This window comes from Cellulosimicrobium sp. JZ28, assembly GCF_015327065.1.
GTDB lineage: Bacteria > Actinomycetota > Actinomycetes > Actinomycetales > Cellulomonadaceae > Cellulosimicrobium > Cellulosimicrobium funkei.
In genome coordinates this window covers 2,394,800-2,411,244 of record NZ_CP017660.1, presented here as the reverse complement: position 1 = coordinate 2,411,244, position 16,445 = coordinate 2,394,800, and the positions used below count along the sequence as shown (strand labels likewise).

General features: G+C 74.1%; 15 protein-coding genes and 1 pseudogene. 10 read left to right on the top strand and 6 right to left on the bottom strand.

Going from position 1 to position 16,445, the window contains the following annotated elements; all coding sequences use genetic code 11:
• Positions 1-55 precede the first annotated feature (55 nt).
• The 7 genes from BJP59_RS11050 to BJP59_RS11020 all read left to right on the top strand — a co-directional run bounded on the left by BJP59_RS11050 (position 56) and on the right by BJP59_RS11020 (position 7,510).
• Positions 56-946 (top strand): SDR family oxidoreductase, encoded by an 891-nt coding sequence (locus BJP59_RS11050; RefSeq protein WP_085387641.1) that lies wholly within the window; start codon positions 56-58, stop codon positions 944-946.
• 113 nt (positions 947-1,059) lie between these two features.
• Complete coding sequence (locus BJP59_RS11045) at positions 1,060-2,100, top strand: adenosine deaminase (protein WP_194520945.1); 1,041 nt, start codon at positions 1,060-1,062, stop codon at positions 2,098-2,100.
• A gap of 350 nt (positions 2,101-2,450) precedes the next feature.
• Positions 2,451-3,767: a UDP-N-acetylglucosamine 1-carboxyvinyltransferase gene (murA, locus tag BJP59_RS11040; RefSeq protein ID WP_021481138.1), complete on the top strand. Its 1,317-nt coding sequence runs from the start codon at positions 2,451-2,453 to the stop codon at positions 3,765-3,767.
• An 81-nt stretch (positions 3,768-3,848) separates the two neighbouring features.
• On the top strand, positions 3,849-5,129 hold the full coding sequence (locus tag BJP59_RS11035) for a sensor histidine kinase (protein ID WP_194520944.1): 1,281 nt from the start codon (positions 3,849-3,851) through the stop codon (positions 5,127-5,129).
• Positions 5,126-5,731: a response regulator transcription factor gene (locus BJP59_RS11030; protein WP_061266816.1), complete on the top strand. Its 606-nt coding sequence runs from the start codon at positions 5,126-5,128 to the stop codon at positions 5,729-5,731. The genes BJP59_RS11035 and BJP59_RS11030 overlap by 4 nt, the downstream gene beginning before the upstream one ends.
• A gap of 31 nt (positions 5,732-5,762) precedes the next feature.
• Positions 5,763-6,488, top strand: coding sequence for a lysophospholipid acyltransferase family protein (locus BJP59_RS11025; RefSeq protein WP_031316293.1), 726 nt, complete (start codon positions 5,763-5,765; stop codon positions 6,486-6,488).
• Positions 6,485-7,510 (top strand): NAD(P)H-dependent glycerol-3-phosphate dehydrogenase, encoded by a 1,026-nt coding sequence (locus BJP59_RS11020; RefSeq protein ID WP_228485011.1) that lies wholly within the window; start codon positions 6,485-6,487, stop codon positions 7,508-7,510. The genes BJP59_RS11025 and BJP59_RS11020 overlap by 4 nt, the downstream gene beginning before the upstream one ends.
• Positions 7,511-7,530: 20 nt before the next feature.
• Here the strand turns inward: BJP59_RS11020 and BJP59_RS11015 are convergent, their stop codons facing one another.
• Positions 7,531-8,253 (bottom strand): AMIN-like domain-containing (lipo)protein, encoded by a 723-nt coding sequence (locus tag BJP59_RS11015; RefSeq protein ID WP_194520943.1) that lies wholly within the window; start codon positions 8,251-8,253, stop codon positions 7,531-7,533.
• Positions 8,254-8,386: 133 nt separating this feature from the next.
• Between BJP59_RS11015 and BJP59_RS11010 the strand changes: the two genes are divergently transcribed.
• Positions 8,387-8,722: a DUF6191 domain-containing protein gene (locus BJP59_RS11010; protein WP_114553221.1), complete on the top strand. Its 336-nt coding sequence runs from the start codon at positions 8,387-8,389 to the stop codon at positions 8,720-8,722.
• A 64-nt stretch (positions 8,723-8,786) separates the two neighbouring features.
• Positions 8,787-9,257, top strand: a complete 471-nt coding sequence (locus tag BJP59_RS11005; protein WP_194520942.1) for a hypothetical protein — start codon at positions 8,787-8,789, stop codon at positions 9,255-9,257.
• 80 nt (positions 9,258-9,337) lie between these two features.
• Here BJP59_RS11005 and BJP59_RS11000 read toward each other — a convergent pair.
• The 4 genes and pseudogenes from BJP59_RS11000 to BJP59_RS10985 all read right to left on the bottom strand — a co-directional run.
• Positions 9,338-10,456: pseudogene (locus tag BJP59_RS11000) on the bottom strand (trans-sulfuration enzyme family protein); the annotation flags it as partial.
• 186 nt (positions 10,457-10,642) lie between these two features.
• Complete coding sequence (locus BJP59_RS10995; RefSeq protein WP_194520941.1) at positions 10,643-11,827, bottom strand: acyl-CoA dehydrogenase family protein; 1,185 nt, start codon at positions 11,825-11,827, stop codon at positions 10,643-10,645.
• A 107-nt stretch (positions 11,828-11,934) separates the two neighbouring features.
• Positions 11,935-12,966 (bottom strand): hemolysin family protein, encoded by a 1,032-nt coding sequence (locus BJP59_RS10990; protein ID WP_021481110.1) that lies wholly within the window; start codon positions 12,964-12,966, stop codon positions 11,935-11,937.
• Positions 12,963-14,393, bottom strand: coding sequence for a hemolysin family protein (locus BJP59_RS10985; RefSeq protein ID WP_194520940.1), 1,431 nt, complete (start codon positions 14,391-14,393; stop codon positions 12,963-12,965). The genes BJP59_RS10990 and BJP59_RS10985 overlap by 4 nt, the downstream gene beginning before the upstream one ends.
• Positions 14,394-14,635: 242 nt before the next feature.
• On the opposite strand from BJP59_RS10985, the gene BJP59_RS10980 reads away from it, so the two are divergent.
• Positions 14,636-15,805, top strand: coding sequence for a D-alanine--D-alanine ligase family protein (locus BJP59_RS10980; RefSeq protein WP_194520939.1), 1,170 nt, complete (start codon positions 14,636-14,638; stop codon positions 15,803-15,805).
• A gap of 45 nt (positions 15,806-15,850) precedes the next feature.
• Here the strand turns inward: BJP59_RS10980 and BJP59_RS10975 are convergent, their stop codons facing one another.
• Entirely contained in the window at positions 15,851-16,402 is a 552-nt protein-coding gene (locus tag BJP59_RS10975) for a DUF3515 family protein (RefSeq protein ID WP_228485009.1), read from the bottom strand.
• Positions 16,403-16,445: the final 43 nt, after the last annotated feature.

The following is a 16,445-nucleotide window of genomic DNA, read 5'->3' as shown; positions in this document are numbered from 1 at the left end:
CGCGCGGACGCCCCCATGCTGGACGTTCCGCCGAACGACGACAGGGGAGTTGCTCATGTCCGACCAGACCACGCCGCAGGACCCCACGACGCAGGAGCCGCAGCCGGAGCAGCCCGCCGACCAGCTCCAGCCGCCGGGACGCACGGGCGACATGTCGCAGGAGCCGGACCACGGGGAGACCACCTACCGGGGATCGGGCCGGCTCGACGGGAAGCGGGCGCTGATCACCGGCGGTGACTCGGGCATCGGCCGGGCGGTCGCGATCGCGTTCGCGCGCGAGGGCGCGGACGTCGCGATCTCGTACCTCCCGGAAGAGGAGGAGGACGCCCGCACGACGGCCCGGTGGATCGAGGACGCGGGCCGCACGGCCGTGCTGCTGCCGGGCGACATCCGCGACGAGGAGTTCTGCCGACAGCTCGTCGCGGACGCCGTCGCGGGCCTCGGTGGGCTCGACGTGCTGGTGAACAACGCGGCGTACCAGATGGCGCAGGACGAGGGGCTGCGGGGGATCACGACCGAGCAGCTCGACCGGGTCCTCAAGACGAACGTCTACGCGCTGTTCTGGATCACGCAGGCCGCGCTCGACCACCTGCCCAGCGGCGGCGCGATCATCAACACGACCTCCGTCCAGGCGTTCGACCCGAGCCCTCCGCTGCTCGACTACGCCAGCACCAAGGCGGCGATCCTCAACTTCACCAAGGGGCTGGCGCAGCAGCTCGCGCCCGAGGGCATCCGCGTCAACGCCGTGGCGCCCGGGCCGATCTGGACGCCGCTCATCCCGGCCACGATGCCGGAGGAGAAGGTCGAGCAGTTCGGTGCCGACACGCCCCTCGGCCGTGCCGGGCAGCCGGCCGAGCTCGCGCCCGCGTACGTGTTCTTCGCCTCGCAGGAGTCGAGCTACATCACCGGTGACCGCATCGGCGTGACCGGCGGTCGGCTGCTCTGACGGGTTCTCCCGTCCCCGGCGCGACCAGACGGCGGCCACCCCACCCGGGTGCGCCGCCGTCGTCGTGCCCGGGAGAAGATGGTCCCGGGGGACACCGACCGAGAAGGAGACCCATGCCCGCGCCCACGACGCCCACCCGCGAGTTCGTCACCGGCCTACCGAAGGCCGAGCTGCACCTGCACCTGGAGGGCACGCTCGAGCCCGACCTCAAGCTGCGCCTCGCGCAGCGCAACGGCATCGACATCGGCCAGTCGACGGTCGAGGAGGTGCGCGCGACGTACGCGTTCGACTCCCTGACGAGCTTCCTCGCCGTGTACTACCCGGCGATGGAGGTGCTGCAGACCGCGGACGACTTCTACGAGCTCGCCGACGCCTACCTCGCGCGCGCGGCGGCGGACGGCGTGAAGCACGCCGAGATGTTCTTCGACCCGCAGGCGCACACGTCGCGCGGCGTGCCGTTCGAGGCGGTCGTGACGGGGTACCACCGCGCCGCGGCCGAGGCGCCGAGCAAGCACGGCATCGACGCGCACCTCATCCTGTGCTTCCTGCGCGACCACTCCGCGCAGAGCGCGTCCGAGACGCTCGAGGCGTCGGTGCCGTTCCGCGACAAGATCCTGGGCGTCGGGCTCGACTCCGACGAGCGCGACAACCCGCCGCAGAAGTTCGCGGACGTGTTCGCGCGCGCCCGCGAGCTCGGGTACCGGCTGACGATGCACTGCGACATCGACCAGGTCGGCAGCATCGACAACATCCGGACCGTGCTCGACGAGATCGGCGTGGACCGGGTGGACCACGGTACGAACGTCGTGGAGGACCCGGCGCTCGTCGACGTCGTGCGCGAGCGCGGGCTGGGCCTCACGACGTGCCCGATCTCGAACTCGTTCGTCACCGACGACATGAAGGCGACCGAGATCGCCGGCCTGCTGCGCTCGGGCGTGCGCGTCACCGTGAACTCCGACGACCCGGCGTACTTCGGCGGCTACGTCGCGGAGAACTACGTCGCGCTCGCAGAGGCGGCGGGCCTCACGACGGAGGAGGTCGTGCAGCTCGCGAGGAACTCGTTCGAGGCGTCGTGGCTCGGCGACTCGCAGCGCGCGGCCTACCTCGCCGAGATCGACCGGTACGTCGCGGCGTTCGACGCGACCGCCGTCTGACCCGGCCACCCACCCCGCCGAGGTAGAGCCTTGGTCCGCCGAGGTAGAGGCGTGGTCACGACCACGCCTCTACCTCGCGCGACCGGGGCTCTACCTCGCGCGATGGAGGCTCTGTCTCGCGGTTCTGGGCGCTCGTCCCGCGCGGACGTACCGGGGAGTAACGTGTCGGGGACGGCCGCCACCGTCCGTTCGGCGGCGAGCACCCCCGCAGGGGGTGAATAATCTCCGGGTGCCGCACGTTGGCACGCACGGGACCCGCGCGCGCGGAACGGCCGTCCGCGGCCCCGCACGCGGGCCCTGCCCGCAGGGGCACCACGACCATCGGCTTGGCGAGAGGGCGACCAGAGCTCATGAAGGATGTGCTGTACGTCGACGGCGGGACCCCGCTGGACGGGACGATCACCGTGCGCGGCGCGAAGAACTTCGTGTCGAAGGCGATGGTGGCGTCGTTGCTGGGGGAGTCGCCGAGCGTGCTGCGCAACGTGCCGCAGATCCGCGACGTGGGCGTCGTGACGGGGCTGCTGGAGCTGCACGGCGTGACCGTGAAGTCCGACCCGGACGCGGGGATCCTCGACCTGGACCCGTCGAACGTCGAGTCGGCGCACGTCGCGGACATCGACGCGCACGCTGGCTCGAGCCGCATCCCCATCCTGTTCTGCGGCCCGCTGCTGCACCGTCTCGGCGAGGCGTTCATCCCGGACCTGGGCGGCTGCCGGATCGGCGACCGGCCGATCAACTACCACCTGGACATCCTGCGCCAGTTCGGCGCGGTGGTGGACAAGCGGGAGAACGGCATCCACATCCGTGCCCCGCGCCGCCTCCAGGGCACGAAGATCGCGCTGCCGTACCCGTCGGTGGGCGCGACCGAGCAGCTCCTGCTGACCGCGGTGCGCGCCGAGGGCATCACGGAGCTCGCGAACGCCGCGATCGAGCCCGAGATCATGGACCTCATCGCGGTGCTCCAGAAGATGGGCGCGATCATCTCGGTCGACACCGACCGCGTGATCCGCATCGAGGGCGTCGACCGCCTCGACGGCTACACGCACACCGCGCTCGGCGACCGCATCGAGGCGGCCTCGTGGGCGTCGGCCGCGCTGGCGACGGGCGGCGACATCACGGTCAAGGGCGCGACGCAGCCCGAGATGATGATGTTCCTCAACACGTTCCGGAAGGTCGGCGGCCGGTTCGACGTCCAGGACGACGGCATCCGGTTCTGGCACCCGGGCGGCGACCTGTCGCCGATCGTGCTCGAGACGGACGTGCACCCGGGCTTCATGACGGACTGGCAGCAGCCGCTCGTCGTGGCGCTCACCCAGGCCAAGGGCCTGTCGATCGTGCACGAGACGGTCTACGAGAACCGCTTCGGCTTCACGGACGCGCTGCGCGGCATGGGCGCGACCATCCAGGTCTACAAGGAGTGCCTGGGCGGGCGCGACTGCCGGTTCGGGCAGCGCAACTTCCACCACTCCGCGGTCATCTCGGGCCCGACGCCGCTCACCGCGGCCGACATCGAGGTGCCCGACCTGCGCGGCGGCTTCTCCCACCTCATCGCCGCGCTCGCCGCGAAGGGTACGTCGACCGTGCGCGGCATCAGCCTCATCGACCGCGGCTACGAGAACTTCCAGGACAAGCTGGTCGCGCTCGGCGCGGACGTCCGCCGGGACTGAGCCGTCCACGGGTGCCCGGGGCACCCACCTCATGACGACTGTCACGGCCTCGCACGCGGTCCGCGTGCGAGGCTGGTCGTCGTGATCACCCGACCGCGCACGTTCCTCGACGTGTGGAGCCGTCGGACCGGCCCTGAACGGTTCGACTCCTACACCCGATGGTCGCTCTACTTCCTCTCGGGGACCGAGCCCTTCATCGCGCTCGCCCTCATCGGGAGCGACCGGACGTTCGACCCGTCGGTGGCGCGGTTCTGGCTGGCGCTCGTCCTGGTGCACACGGTCGTCTGCATCCTCACGCTGCGCGCCGGGATCGGGCACTTCCTCGGCGGACGCCGCGTCCACCCGGTGCTGCTCGTCCTCCTCGGGGTCCTCTCGCTCGCGGTCGCCGTGCTCGCCGTCGGCACCTTCCCCGTGGAGGGCGCCGACGACGTCGCCGCGAGCGGCCGCTACTACGCGATGCTCCTGGGCCTCGGGTACGGGGTGCTGGCGCTCGTCCCCCTGCTCACCTTCCGGCGGGTCGCGCTCGTCGCGCTGGTCCTCGCCGTCGTCACCGGGTGCTCCGTGTGGATGGGCACCGGGCCCGTGACGGCGCGGACGGCGGGCATGGCGGTGGGCCTCGGCCTCTCGGTCCTGGTCATGCTGCTCGGCGTCTTCGGCTCGTACCGCGCCTCGGTCTGGATGCTCGGCGTCGTGTGGGAGCAGGAGCGCACGCGCGTGCTCCACGCCCGCCTCGCCGTCGCGGAGGAGCGGCTGCGGTTCTCGCGCGACCTGCACGACGTCTTCGGGCGCACCCTGTCCGTGGTCGCCGTGAAGAGCGAGCTCGCGGCGGAGCTCGCGGCCCGCGGCCGCCCCGGCGCCGAGGAGCAGATGCTCGAGGTCCGTCGCATCGCGCAGGACGCGCTGCGCGAGGTGCGCGCCGTCGTCGCGGGCTACCGCACGGCCGACCTCGGCGCCGAGCTGGCCGGGGCGCGGTCCGTCCTGCGGTCCGCCGGGATCGAGACGACCGTGCACGGCGACGAGACCCCCGTGGGCGAGGACGCGCAGGAGGCGCTCGCGTGGGCGGTCCGGGAGGCCGTGACGAACGTCGTGCGGCACTCGACCGCGCGCACCTGCACCATCACGGTCCACCGCGACGGGGCGTCGAGCGTCGTGGAGGTCGTCAACGACGGCGTCCCGACGGCGCCGCGCACCGGCGGCGGGTCGGGCCTCGTCGGGCTCCGCGAACGCCTGGAGGGCGCCGGCGGTCGCCTCGAGACGTGGGTCGACGACGGGCGGTTCGGGCTCGTGGCCCGTGTGCCCGACGCCGCCCGTCCCCACCGCTCGTCCCCGTCCCCGCTCCCCGAGAGGACCACCCCGGCGTGATCCGCATCCTCCTCGCCGACGACGAGAACCTCATCCGCGACGCCGTCGCGTCGCTCCTCGCGCTCGAGGACGACCTCGAGGTCGTGGCGCAGGCGGCGTCCGGCCCCGAGGCCGTCGCGGCCGCGCTCAAGCTCCGGCCCGACGTCGCCGTGCTCGACCTCCAGATGCCGGGCCTCGACGGCGTCGAGGTCGCGCAGCGGCTCGCCGGCGAGCTGCCGTCGTGCGGCGTCGTCATCGTCACGAGCCACGGACGCCCGGGCTACCTCAAGCGCGCGCTCGAGGCGGGCGCGCGGGGCTTCCTTCCGAAGACCGTCTCGGCGCGCGTCCTCGCGGACGTCGTGCGCCAGGTGCGCGACGGCGGCCGCTACGTGGACCCGGAGCTCGCCGCGGAGGCGATCGCCGCGGGCGCGAGCCCGCTCACGCCGCGCGAGGCCGACGTGCTCGAGCTCGCGGCCGACGGCGCCCCCGTCGAGGAGATCGCGACGCGTGCGCACCTCGCGCCCGGCACGGTGCGCAACTACCTCTCGTCCGCGGCGGCCAAGCTGGGCGCCGCGAACCGGCACGAGGCCGCGCACGCCGCGCGGCGGCACGGCTGGATCTGAGGGCGGGCCCCGCCCGGTAGGCTCGGTGACCGTGCCGAGCCAGCCCCAGACCCCGCGCGCGTACAAGACCTTGGCGTTCCTGCTGCGCCCGATCCTGTTCGCGATCACCCGACGCGACTGGCAGGGCGCCGAGAACCTGCCCGACGGCGGGTTCATCGCCGCCGCCAACCACGTCACCGAGGTCGACCCGGTGACGCTCGCGCACTTCCTCTACGACCAGGGCCGTGCCCCCAAGATCACGGCGAAGGCCTCGCTCTGGAAGGTGCCCGTGCTCGGCGGCCTCCTCACCCGCACCGGGATGATCCCCGTGCACCGCGGCACGGCCGGTGCCGCGCAGTCGCTCGTCGACTCCACCGCGCGGCTCGACGAGGGCGAGTGCGTCGTGTTCTTCCCCGAGGGCACGCTCACGCGCGACCCGGACGGCTGGCCCATGGTGGGCAAGACGGGCGTCGCGCGCCTCGCGCTGACGAGCCGGGCGCCCGTCGTCCCCATCGCCCAGTGGGGCGCGCACCGGCTCCTCGCGCCGTACGGCAAGGTGTTCAAGCCGATCCCGCCCAAGCAGGTCGCGGTCCACGCCGGGCCGCCCGTCGACCTCTCCGACCTCTACGACCGCCCGCAGGACACCGCGACGCTGCGCGAGGCGACCGAGCGCATCATGGCCGCGATCACGAGCCAGCTCGAGGAGATCCGCGGGGAGCAGGCGCCCGCCGAACGGTTCGACCTGCGCCGTCGGCCCGGGACGGAGGACCGCGCGTGAGCGCCGAGCGCATCGTCGCCGCCGTCCTCGGGTCCGGCAGCTGGGGCACCACGTTCGCCGCCGTCCTGGCCGACGCCGGGTGCGAGGTGCGCCTCTGGGGCCGCGACGCCGAGGTCGCCGAGCAGGTGAACACCTCGCGCCGCAACGAGAAGCGGCTGCCGGGCATCGACCTCCCCGAGGGGATCCGCGCCACGACCGACGCGGCCGAGGCGCTCGCGGGCGCCGGGCTCGTCGTCGTCGCGGTGCCCTCCCAGGTGGCGCGCGACACGCTCACCGAGCTCCGCCCGCACGTGGCGCCCGACGCCGTCGCGGTGTCCCTCATGAAGGGCGTCGAGCTGAGCACCGACCGGCGCATGAGCGAGGTCGTCGCGGAGTCGCTCGGCCTGGCTCCCGAGCGCGTCGCCGTGGTCTCGGGGCCGAACCTCGCGCGCGAGATCGCGCACCGGCAGCCGACGGCGACCGTCGTGTCGTGCGCCGACGACGACGTGGCCCGCTACGTGGCGCGCGCGTGCTCGTCGTCGTACTTCCGCCCGTACACCAACCGGGACGTGGTCGGCGTCGAGCTGTGCGGCGCGGTGAAGAACGTCATCGCGCTCGCCGTGGGCATCGCCCAGGGCCGCGGGTTCGGCTACAACACGACCGCCACCGTCATCACCCGTGGTCTGGTCGAGATCACGCGCCTCGGGCTCGCGCTCGGGGCGGACGCCGAGACGTTCCCCGGGCTCGCGGGCATGGGCGACCTCGTCGCGACGTGCTCGTCGCCGCTCTCGCGCAACCACACGCTGGGCAAGCACATCGGCCAGGGGCTGAGCCTCGACGACGCGATCGCCGCGACCGGCGGCACGGCGGAGGGCGTGAAGTCGTGCCGCTCGGTGCTCGAGCTCGCGCGCAAGGTCGGTGTGGAGATGCCCATCACGGCGGGCGTCGTCGCGGTGCTCCACGAGGGCATGCCCGTCGACGAGATGGCGCGCGGCCTGCTGTCCCGGCCGCAGAAGGCCGAGGGCGTCTCGGCGGAGCGCTGAGGCCCTCGGCCTGCGGACCGTCAGCCGTCGTCGCGGACGTCGACGACGACGCGGGTCGGGTCCTCGAGCGAGAACACCCGGAACGGGCGCTGCTCGTCGTCGACCCCGACGAACGCCTGCGTGTACCCCTCGAACACGCCGCGCAGCAGGACCTCCTCGACCACGCCGTCGTTCCCGGCCCGGACGGGGTTGGCGCCCGCGTACAGGTCGACGCCGGTGTCCGTGGGGTACCCCGAGCCGGAGATCATGACCTGCAGGTAGGCGTCGCCGTCGACCGTCGCCACGTTGCCGCTGGCGTCGTCGACCGGCTGGTCGACGTACTCGACCCGCCACCCGGGCGTGCCGGTGCCGCCGAGCTCGAAGACGACCCGGTCGAACCCGTCGTGGTGCCCGACCCGGACGTCCGTCACCGTGAGCGCGGCGTCCGCGGACGGGTCCTGCGTGTCCGGCTCGGTGTTCGCGGGGAACGGCAGCGGTGCCTCGGTCGCGTCGTCCGACGGCGTGGATGCGCCGTCGGTCGGCTCGGCGCCGGGCTCCGGGGTGGTGCTCGGGGAGTCGGTCGGGCTGGGCGACGCGCTCGTCGCGGTGCTCGACGGGGAGGGCGAGTCGTCCGACCCACCGGGGCTGCACGCCGCGAGGGCGAGGACGAGGACCGCGCCGGCGACGGCCGCCGGCCGCCGCCTGGGCGCCGCACCGTCCGTCGGTCGTGCCCGCCGCGTCCGCACCGCTCGTCGTGTCGTCATGCGGTCGATCCTAGAAACCCCAGGTCACGCGCGCGCGGCGGGCGGGCCACGGTCCGGCGACGGTCGTGTCACGGCCCGGTCTCGGCTGGCACGCACCCTGTCCTGACGAGATGGCTGCCGCTACCCTCGGGGGATGGTGCAGGGGATCGGTGGTGCGTTCTTCGCGGTCGCGCTCACGGGACTGGTCGTCGTGGGGATCGTCCGCTTCACCTCCGGTGCGGAGGCGCGTGCCCGGCGCTCCGAGGGCGCGGGCGAGAGCGCGTCGTCGGGCATGTTCGGCGAGATCGTCGAGATCTTCCAGCCGAGCCGGACGCACCTCACCGAGGAGAAGGAACGTCAGCGGCTCGACATCGTGCAGCGTCCGGCGGAGGGCCGGCCGTTCGACGTCGACCTGGACGGCGGGGTCTTCTACGTCCCTCGGGAGCAGTCCCGCCGCGGCTCCCCGGCACCCGAGCCCGACGCGGGCTAGGGTGCGGTGACCCACAGGTGGTGGTGCGCGGGCCGTGGCGGCCTGCGCGGAGAGGATCCAGGGCGTGCGTGACGAGCATCCGTTCGGTATCCGCCTGCACCCGGTGGCAGCGAGGACCGACCTCGACCCCGGGTCCCGCGAGATCGGCGTCGTCCACGACGGAGAGCTTCTGGTCATGGAGCACGAGGACGGGTCGACATGGGTGCGGGACGTCGCGACGGGCGACTCGTCCCCCCTCAACCGCGACCGGGCGGCGACCGAGGGGTTCCTGGAGGCGTTCGCGGAGTTCCTCAGCTCCGGGCAGCCCGCCCCCGGACCGACGACGATGACGGCCGAGCAGGCCGCGGAGCGTCTGCGTGCCTTCCGCGCGGGGGAGGTCCGCCCGCCCTCCCGTCCGTCCGGGCGCAGGGCTCCCTCGCACCGGGCGCGGCTGCGGACGCTCCGCACGAGGCTGCGCGCCATCGACAGCGCCGCGACCGGGCCGGACTCCTGGTGGAGCGGTCCCCTGGAAGAGGCGGAGAACGACCTGCTCTGACGGGGTCGGAGCGTGGCGGTGCGGAGCCGGACCGACGCACCCGCCGCCGCGGCGCCGCGCGGCCGGGGCCGTGGCGCGCGTCAGTCGACCGCGCTGCGCAGCGCCCGGTCCAGGTCACGCCAGAGGTCCTCGACGTCCTCGACGCCCACCGAGAGCCGCAGCAGGTCTTCCGGGACCGTGCGCGACTCGGTCGCGAACCGGCGTCGGCGCTCGAGGCTCGACTCGACGCCGCCCAGGCTCGTCGCGGGTACCCACAGCCGGACCGCAGCGACGACGGCGTCCGCGCCCGCCGCACCACCCCGCGGGCGCACGCCGAGGATCGAGCCGTACCCGGTCATGAGGCGCGTCGCGCGCTCGTGACCCGGGTCGTCGGGCAGGCTCGGGTGCCGCACCTCGACGACGTCGGGGTGCTCGGCGAGCCGGCGCGCGAGCTCCGCCGCGTTCTGCTGGGACCGCTCGACGCGCAGGGCGAGCGTGCGCAGGCCGCGCAGCGCGAGCCACACCTCGAACGGCCCGGGGATCGAGCCGTGGAGCGTGCGGTAGGCACGCAGCGCCGTCGTGAGCTCCGGCGTGCGCGCGACGGCCGCCCCCAGCACGACGTCGGAGTGCCCGGCGAGGTACTTCGTCACCGAGTGCACGACGACGTCCGCGCCGTGCGCGAGGGGCTGCTGGCCGAGCGGGGTCGCGAACGTGTTGTCGACCGCGGACAGGACCCCGCGCTCGCGCGCCGCCGCGAGGAGGGCGGGAAGGTCGGCGACCTCGAGCATGGGGTTCGTCGGGGACTCGACGAGGAGGAGCGACGCGCCGTCGAGGGCCGCGACGACCTGGTCGGTGTCGGCGACGTCGACGCGCACGACCTCGACGCCGGCCCGTGCCGCGAGGTCGTCCGCGAAGCCGAGCGACACCTGGTAGGCGTGGCGCGGCAGCACGACCTTCCCGCCCGCGGGCACGGCCGAGAACACCGCGGCGATCGCCGCCATCCCGGAGCCGAACACCACGCCGGGGTGCTCCGCGCCCTCGAGCGCGGCGAGCGCCTCCTCGAAGGGGTGCCACGTCTCGGTGTCCATCCGGGTGTACAGCAGCTCGCCCGGCTGCTGGACGCCCTGCGACACGTACGTCGAGGACAGCACGATCGGGGGGTTCACGGGCGCGCCCTGCGACCGCTCGGGGCGTCCCGCGGCGACGGCGACGGTCGCGGGGACAGGGCGTCGGGGACGTGCGGGTCGCTCATGGCGGCAGCGTACGCCCGGCCGCCCGACGAGTGCCCCGGGCGACCACCCCCTGACCGGGCGACCAGGCGATCACGGTCGGCCGAGCAGGTCGTCCTGGTGCGTCGTGCGGCCGGGACGAGCCAGGACCACCTGCTCGGCGGCCGGTGGTCCGCGTCAGGACAGGGGGCCGAGGAGCGACTGCGCGACGGTCGAGTGGGCGGACTCGTCGTCGGACGGGTGGAAGATCCCGGCGAGGACGTCGCGGTAGAGACGGCCGAGCTCGTTGCCGGCGAAGTAGCTCGAGCCGCCCGCGACCCGCACCATCTGGTCGACGACGGTCTTGGCCGTCTCCGTCGCGCGCACCTTGAGCCCCGCGGTCGCGCGGAACCAGCCCGCGCCGCGGTCGACGAGGGCGTCGAGCTCGGCCGCGACGGTGTCGATCTGCGGCCAGACGGCGTCGAGCGCGAGCGCGGCGTCGGCGAGGCGCCGGCGGACGTCCGCGTCCTCGGAGAGCGGCGCGCCGTCGTTCTTCATCGACGTCCGACGGCGGGCCGCGGCGACGCCGAGCTCGAGCGCACGGTCCGCGATGCCCGTGTACACCGACGCGAGCAGCGTCTCGAACGTCGTGAAGATCCCCACGACGAGGGGGTCCAGGGTCGGGCCTGGCGGCAGCCGCCGGACGACGCGCTCGACGGGGGCGAACGCGCCGTCGAGCACCGTGGAGCGCGACTGCGACGCGCGCATGCCCATCGTGTCCCAGTCGTCGAGCACCTGGACCCCGGCGTCGCGCGACACGAACGCGTGCACGAGGCGCGGGGCGTCGCGTGACTGGGTGTCGAGCCCCAGCACGCCGAGCCGCGTCCACGCGGGCGAGTTCGACGTGAAGATCTTGCGGCCGTGGAACGTGTACCCGCCCCGCTCGTCCGGGCGCGCCTCGGTGCGCGAGCCGAGCAGCACGAGGTCGTTGCCGCCCTCGGAGTAGCCGAAGCCGAAGACCTCGCCGCGGCCGGCCTCCTCGAGCAGCCAGTCGAGCGACGCGTCACCGCGCAGGTGGAGGTAGCGCGCGACGCCCGTCCACACGTGGTGCATGTTCACGGCGAGCGCCGTCGCGGGGGCGGCACTCGCGAGCCGCGCCTGCTCGTGCGCCAGCTCGCGCAGGGTGAGGCCCGCGCCGCCGAACGACTCCGGCACGAGCGCGCGCAGGTACCCGGCCTCGGTGAGCGCGGCGAGGTCCTCGGTGAAGAACGCGTTGTCGCGGTCGTAGCCCGCGGCCCGGCCGCGGATCTGCTCCAGCAGCTCGTCGGAGAGCAGCGTGCGCGGCGTGGGGAACGGGGCGGGGGACGGGACGGGCGTGGGCATGGCCTGCCTTCGGTCTCGGGACGGACGGTGGAGGGGTGGACGGGGAAGGGCCCCGGCGACGTGCGTCGCCGGGGCCCCTCCACCGTATGGCGGCCGGTGGCCGGCCGTCAGCCCACGAGGACGGGCACCGGGTCCTCCGGGTGGGGGAGGATGCGGCGCAGGACGTCCGCGAGCGTCACGACGCCGACGAACCGCTCGCCGTCCATGACGACCGCGAGCTGCTCGCTCGACTCGCGCATGCGCGCGAGCGCGGCGTGCACCGTGGTGCCGGACTCCAGGACGAACCCGGGGCGTGCGAGCTCCTTGGCGAGCCGGTCGTCCGGCTCGAGGAGCGTGTCGCGCACGTGCACGACCTTCGGGACCACGCTCCCGTTCTGGACGAGGATGCGCAGGTGGCCCGAGCGGGCCGACGCGCGTCGCACGTCGGCCGCGGTCGCGTCGGCGGGGACCGACGTGGGCCGGCTCCCGGTCGGCACGAGCGCGTCGACCGTGAGGGTCTCGAGCTCGATCACGCCCGAGATCTGCGCCCGGTACGACGCCTCGAGCGCGCCGACGTTCGCCGAGTGCTCGACCAGGTGCCGCAGGGTCGCGGCGTCCTGCCCGCCACCCTCGACGTTCTCGACCGGTTCGACGCCCACGGCCCGCACGCAGCGGTTCGCGAGCTCGTTGAGCCAGCGCAGGAGCGGGCGGAACGCCCACATGAACCCGCGCATCGGCAGCGCGAGCAGCGTGGCCGACCGCTCGGGGTGGGCGATGGCCCACGACTTCGGTGCCATCTCGCCGACGACGAGGTGCAGGAACGTCACGACGATCAGCGCGAGCACGAAGCCCGCGACGTCCGCGGCCCACAGGGGCGCGCCCCACGTCTCGAAGACGGGCGTGAGCCAGTGGTGGACGGCGGGCTTGGTGATGGCACCGAGCGCGAGCGTGCACGCGGTGATGCCGAGCTGGGCGCCGGCCATGAGGAGCGTGAGCTCGTTCGAGCTGCGCAGCGCGGCGCGCGCGGCGCGGCTCGTGGGGGCGGCGTCCTCGAGGCGGTGCCTCTTGGCGCCGAGGAGCGCGAACTCCACGGCGACGAAGAACGCGCTGAGCGCGATGATCGCGACGGTCGCCGTGACGACGACCCAGGGGTTGCTCATCGGGTCTCCTCCGCGGCGTCGGTCGGGTGCGCTGCCTCGCGCGCGGTCGGGTGCACGACGACGTCGACGGGGACGTCGCCCCGCCGCTCGACGAGCCGGACGCGCACGAGACGCGGCACGTGCCGCTCGACCGACAGGACGTCGACGACGAGCGCGCGGTGCACCGGCTCGTCGTGCACGAGGTCGGCCGGGTCGTCCGGGAGCGGCACCTCGATCTGGTCGCCCGCGCGCGGCAGGGCACCGTGCTGGGCGATGAGGAGCCCCGAGACCGTCTCGTGGTCGCCGCGGGGCAGGTCGTGCCCGAGGGCGCGCTCCGCCTCGTCGACGTGGACGTCGCCGCCCATGACCCACACGCCGTCCTCCTCGGCCGTGACCGTGGCGGGCTGCTCGGGGTCGTGCTCGTCGGTGATCTCGCCGACGAGCTCCTCGGCGAGGTCCTCGACGGTCAGCACGCCGGTGAAGCCGCCGTACTCGTCGATGACGCACGCGAGCTGGTTGCGCGTGGAGTTGAGCTGCGCGAGGGCGTCCGGGAGCGTCATGGCCGTCGGCAGCACCACGGCCTGGCGCATGAGCGCCGTGACGGGGGCGTCCGCGGGCAGGTCGGTCGCGAGGACGTCGGCGAGCTGGACGACGCCGAGCGGCTGGTCCGTGTCGTCGACCACCGGGTAGCGCGTGTGGGCGCGGGCCATGAGCTCGCGCACCTCGGCGACGGTCGCCTCGGGCCGCACGGTCCCCACGCGCGAGCGCGGGATCATCGCGTGCTCGACGTCGCGCTGCGGGAAGTCCAGCACGCGGTCGAGGAGCACGGACAGCTCGTCGGTCAGGTTCCCGCTCTCGCGCGAGTCGGCCACGATGTGCTCGAGGTCGCGCGCGGTCGCGGTGTTGTCGACGTCGTGGACGGGCTCGATCCTGAGCATCCGCAGCAGCGCGTTGGACGCCTTGTCGAACACCGCGATGAGCCAGCCGAACACCGTGAGGTACGCCGACGTCGAGCGTGCCAGACCCTTCGCGAGCGGCTCGGGCCGCGCGATGGCGAGGTTCTTGGGGAAGAGCTCGCCGAAGAGCATCTGGATGATCGTCGACAGCACGAGCGCCAGGACGGTGCCCACCGCGACGCCGACACCCGTCGGGACGCCGACGCCGCCGAGCATGGTGCCGAGCGACTGCCCGATGAGGGGCTCGGCCACGTAGCCGACGAGCAGGCCCGTCACCGTGATGCCGAGCTGCGCGCCGGACAGGACGAAGGAGGTGCGCCGGGTCACGGCGAGCGCGCGCCGGGCCGACTCGTCGCCGGCCTCCGCCTTGGCCCCCAGCCGGGAGCGGTCGACGGTCATGTAGGCGAACTCCTGGGCGACGAAGTAGGCCGTCGCCGCCGTGATCGCGAGGACCACGAGGAGCCCGAGGAGGAGGGAGAGGAAGGTCGTCATCGTGCCCGCACCGCCCTGCGGTCGACGGGGACGCCTGGGTGCGTCCGCTCGCTGCCGGGGCCGGTGCGGCCGGGACTATGGTCGGGGTCGTCGGCCGCGGGGGCCTCGAGAGTCGTGTCTTCCACGGCACTCCCAACGCCGGAGCCTCCCGGATCGTTCCCAAGATCTCGCCGGGATGTTCTCCGGAATCTCGCACCGGCGCGCGTCCGCGCGCGAGCAGGCGTCCGGTAGGGTCGTCGGCGATGTCCAGCCAGAGCCCCGACCGGTCCGTGCCGTCCACCGACGAGCACCCCACCGGCGCCCCCCGCAAGCCCCGCGTCCTCGTGCTGTTCGGCGGGCGCTCCGGCGAGCACGCCATCTCCGCCGCGACCGCCGCGGGCGTCCTGCGCGCCATCGACCGGACGCGCTACGACGTCGTCCCGGTCGGGATCACGCCGTCGGGCGAGTGGGTCCTCGCGGCCGACGAGCCGTCGCGCTGGGAGATCACGGCGGGCCGGCTGCCCCAGGTCGAGCCGACGGGCGAGGAGGTCATCCTCCCGCTGTCGACCGGGCGCCGGGACCTGCGCGTGCTCGCGCCCGGCGAGGTGCCGCGCGTGCTCGGCGAGGTGGACGTCGTCTTCCCGCTCCTGCACGGCCCCTACGGCGAGGACGGCACCCTCCAGGGCATGCTCGAGCTCGCCGACGTGCGCTACGTGGGCGCGGGCGTCCTCGCCTCGGCGGTCGGCATGGACAAGCACTTCATGAAGCTCGTGCTCGCGGGCGAGGGCCTGCCGATCGCGCCGTACACCGTCGTCAAGCCGGGGGCGTTCGAGCGCGACCCGGAGACGGTGACGCAGGCGGTGGCCGCGCTCGGCCTGCCCGTCTTCGTCAAGCCCGCGCGCGCCGGGTCGAGCCTCGGCATCTCCAAGGTCGACGACCTCGCCGACCTGCCCGTGGCGATCGCCGCGGCGCAGGAGCACGACCCGAAGGTCGTCGTCGAGGCGGGCGTCGTCGGTCGTGAGATCGAGTGCGCCGTCCTCGGCGGGCGCGGGGGAGCCCGGCCGCGCGCGTCCCTGCCGGGGGAGATCGTCGTCACGGGCGAGCAGCACGACTTCTACGACTTCGAGGCCAAGTACCTCGACGAGGCCGGGGTCGAGCTGTCGTGCCCGGCGGACCTCCCGGAGCACCTCGTCGAGCGCGTGCGCGAGATCGCCGTGCGCACGTTCGAGGCGGTCGGCGCGGAGGGCCTCTCGCGCGTCGACGTGTTCGTCACGCCCGACGAGCAGGTCGTCGTCAACGAGATCAACACCATGCCGGGCTTCACGCCGTTCTCGATGTACCCCCGCATGTGGGAGAAGTCGGGGCTCAGCTACCCCGACCTCATCGACGAGCTCGTCGCGCTCGCGCTCGAGCGGCCCACCGGCCTGCGCTGACCGCGCGGGCGGCGAGCCGGGGGCAGGCCCGGGACGGGCACCGGCTCAGCCGACGTCGCCCACGCCGACGCACGCACGCGTCTGCGGGACCTCCATGACCGCGCGGCCCAGGTCCGCGATGAACGACGTCGAGTGCCCCTCCGTCACGGCGGGCGGGACGACGACCTGCACCGCGGGGTCGCGCCCGTAGGTGGTGAACGTCCACGTGCCCTCGTCCTCGACGACGAGCCAGTCGACGCTGCCCCCCTCGGACACGACGCTCTGGCACGCCGTCGTCGTGGGCCCGGGAACCTCGACGCCGCACCGCAGCGTCACCGCGGCGCCCGGCTCGCCCCAGGCGGCGGTGGCCTGGCTCGTCGTGCCGACCTTCGGCAGGTCCTCGCCCAGCGAGTCGGGCAGCGCGAGCACCACGTCCGCGCACAGCGGGTTCTGGGCGTCGTCCGCCACGGGGACGCCGATGCGCGGCGCGCACGCGGCGGTCGCGGCCACGACGCCCAGGAGCGCGGGGACGGCCAGGGCGCGGACGAGCCGGCGCCGGGACGGCCGGGACGACCCCGGGCGGGGGGAGGGGGAGCGGGGAGGGACGACGTCGAGCACGCGACCACCGTAGCGGCCCGCGACGGGTGCCCGTGACCGCCCG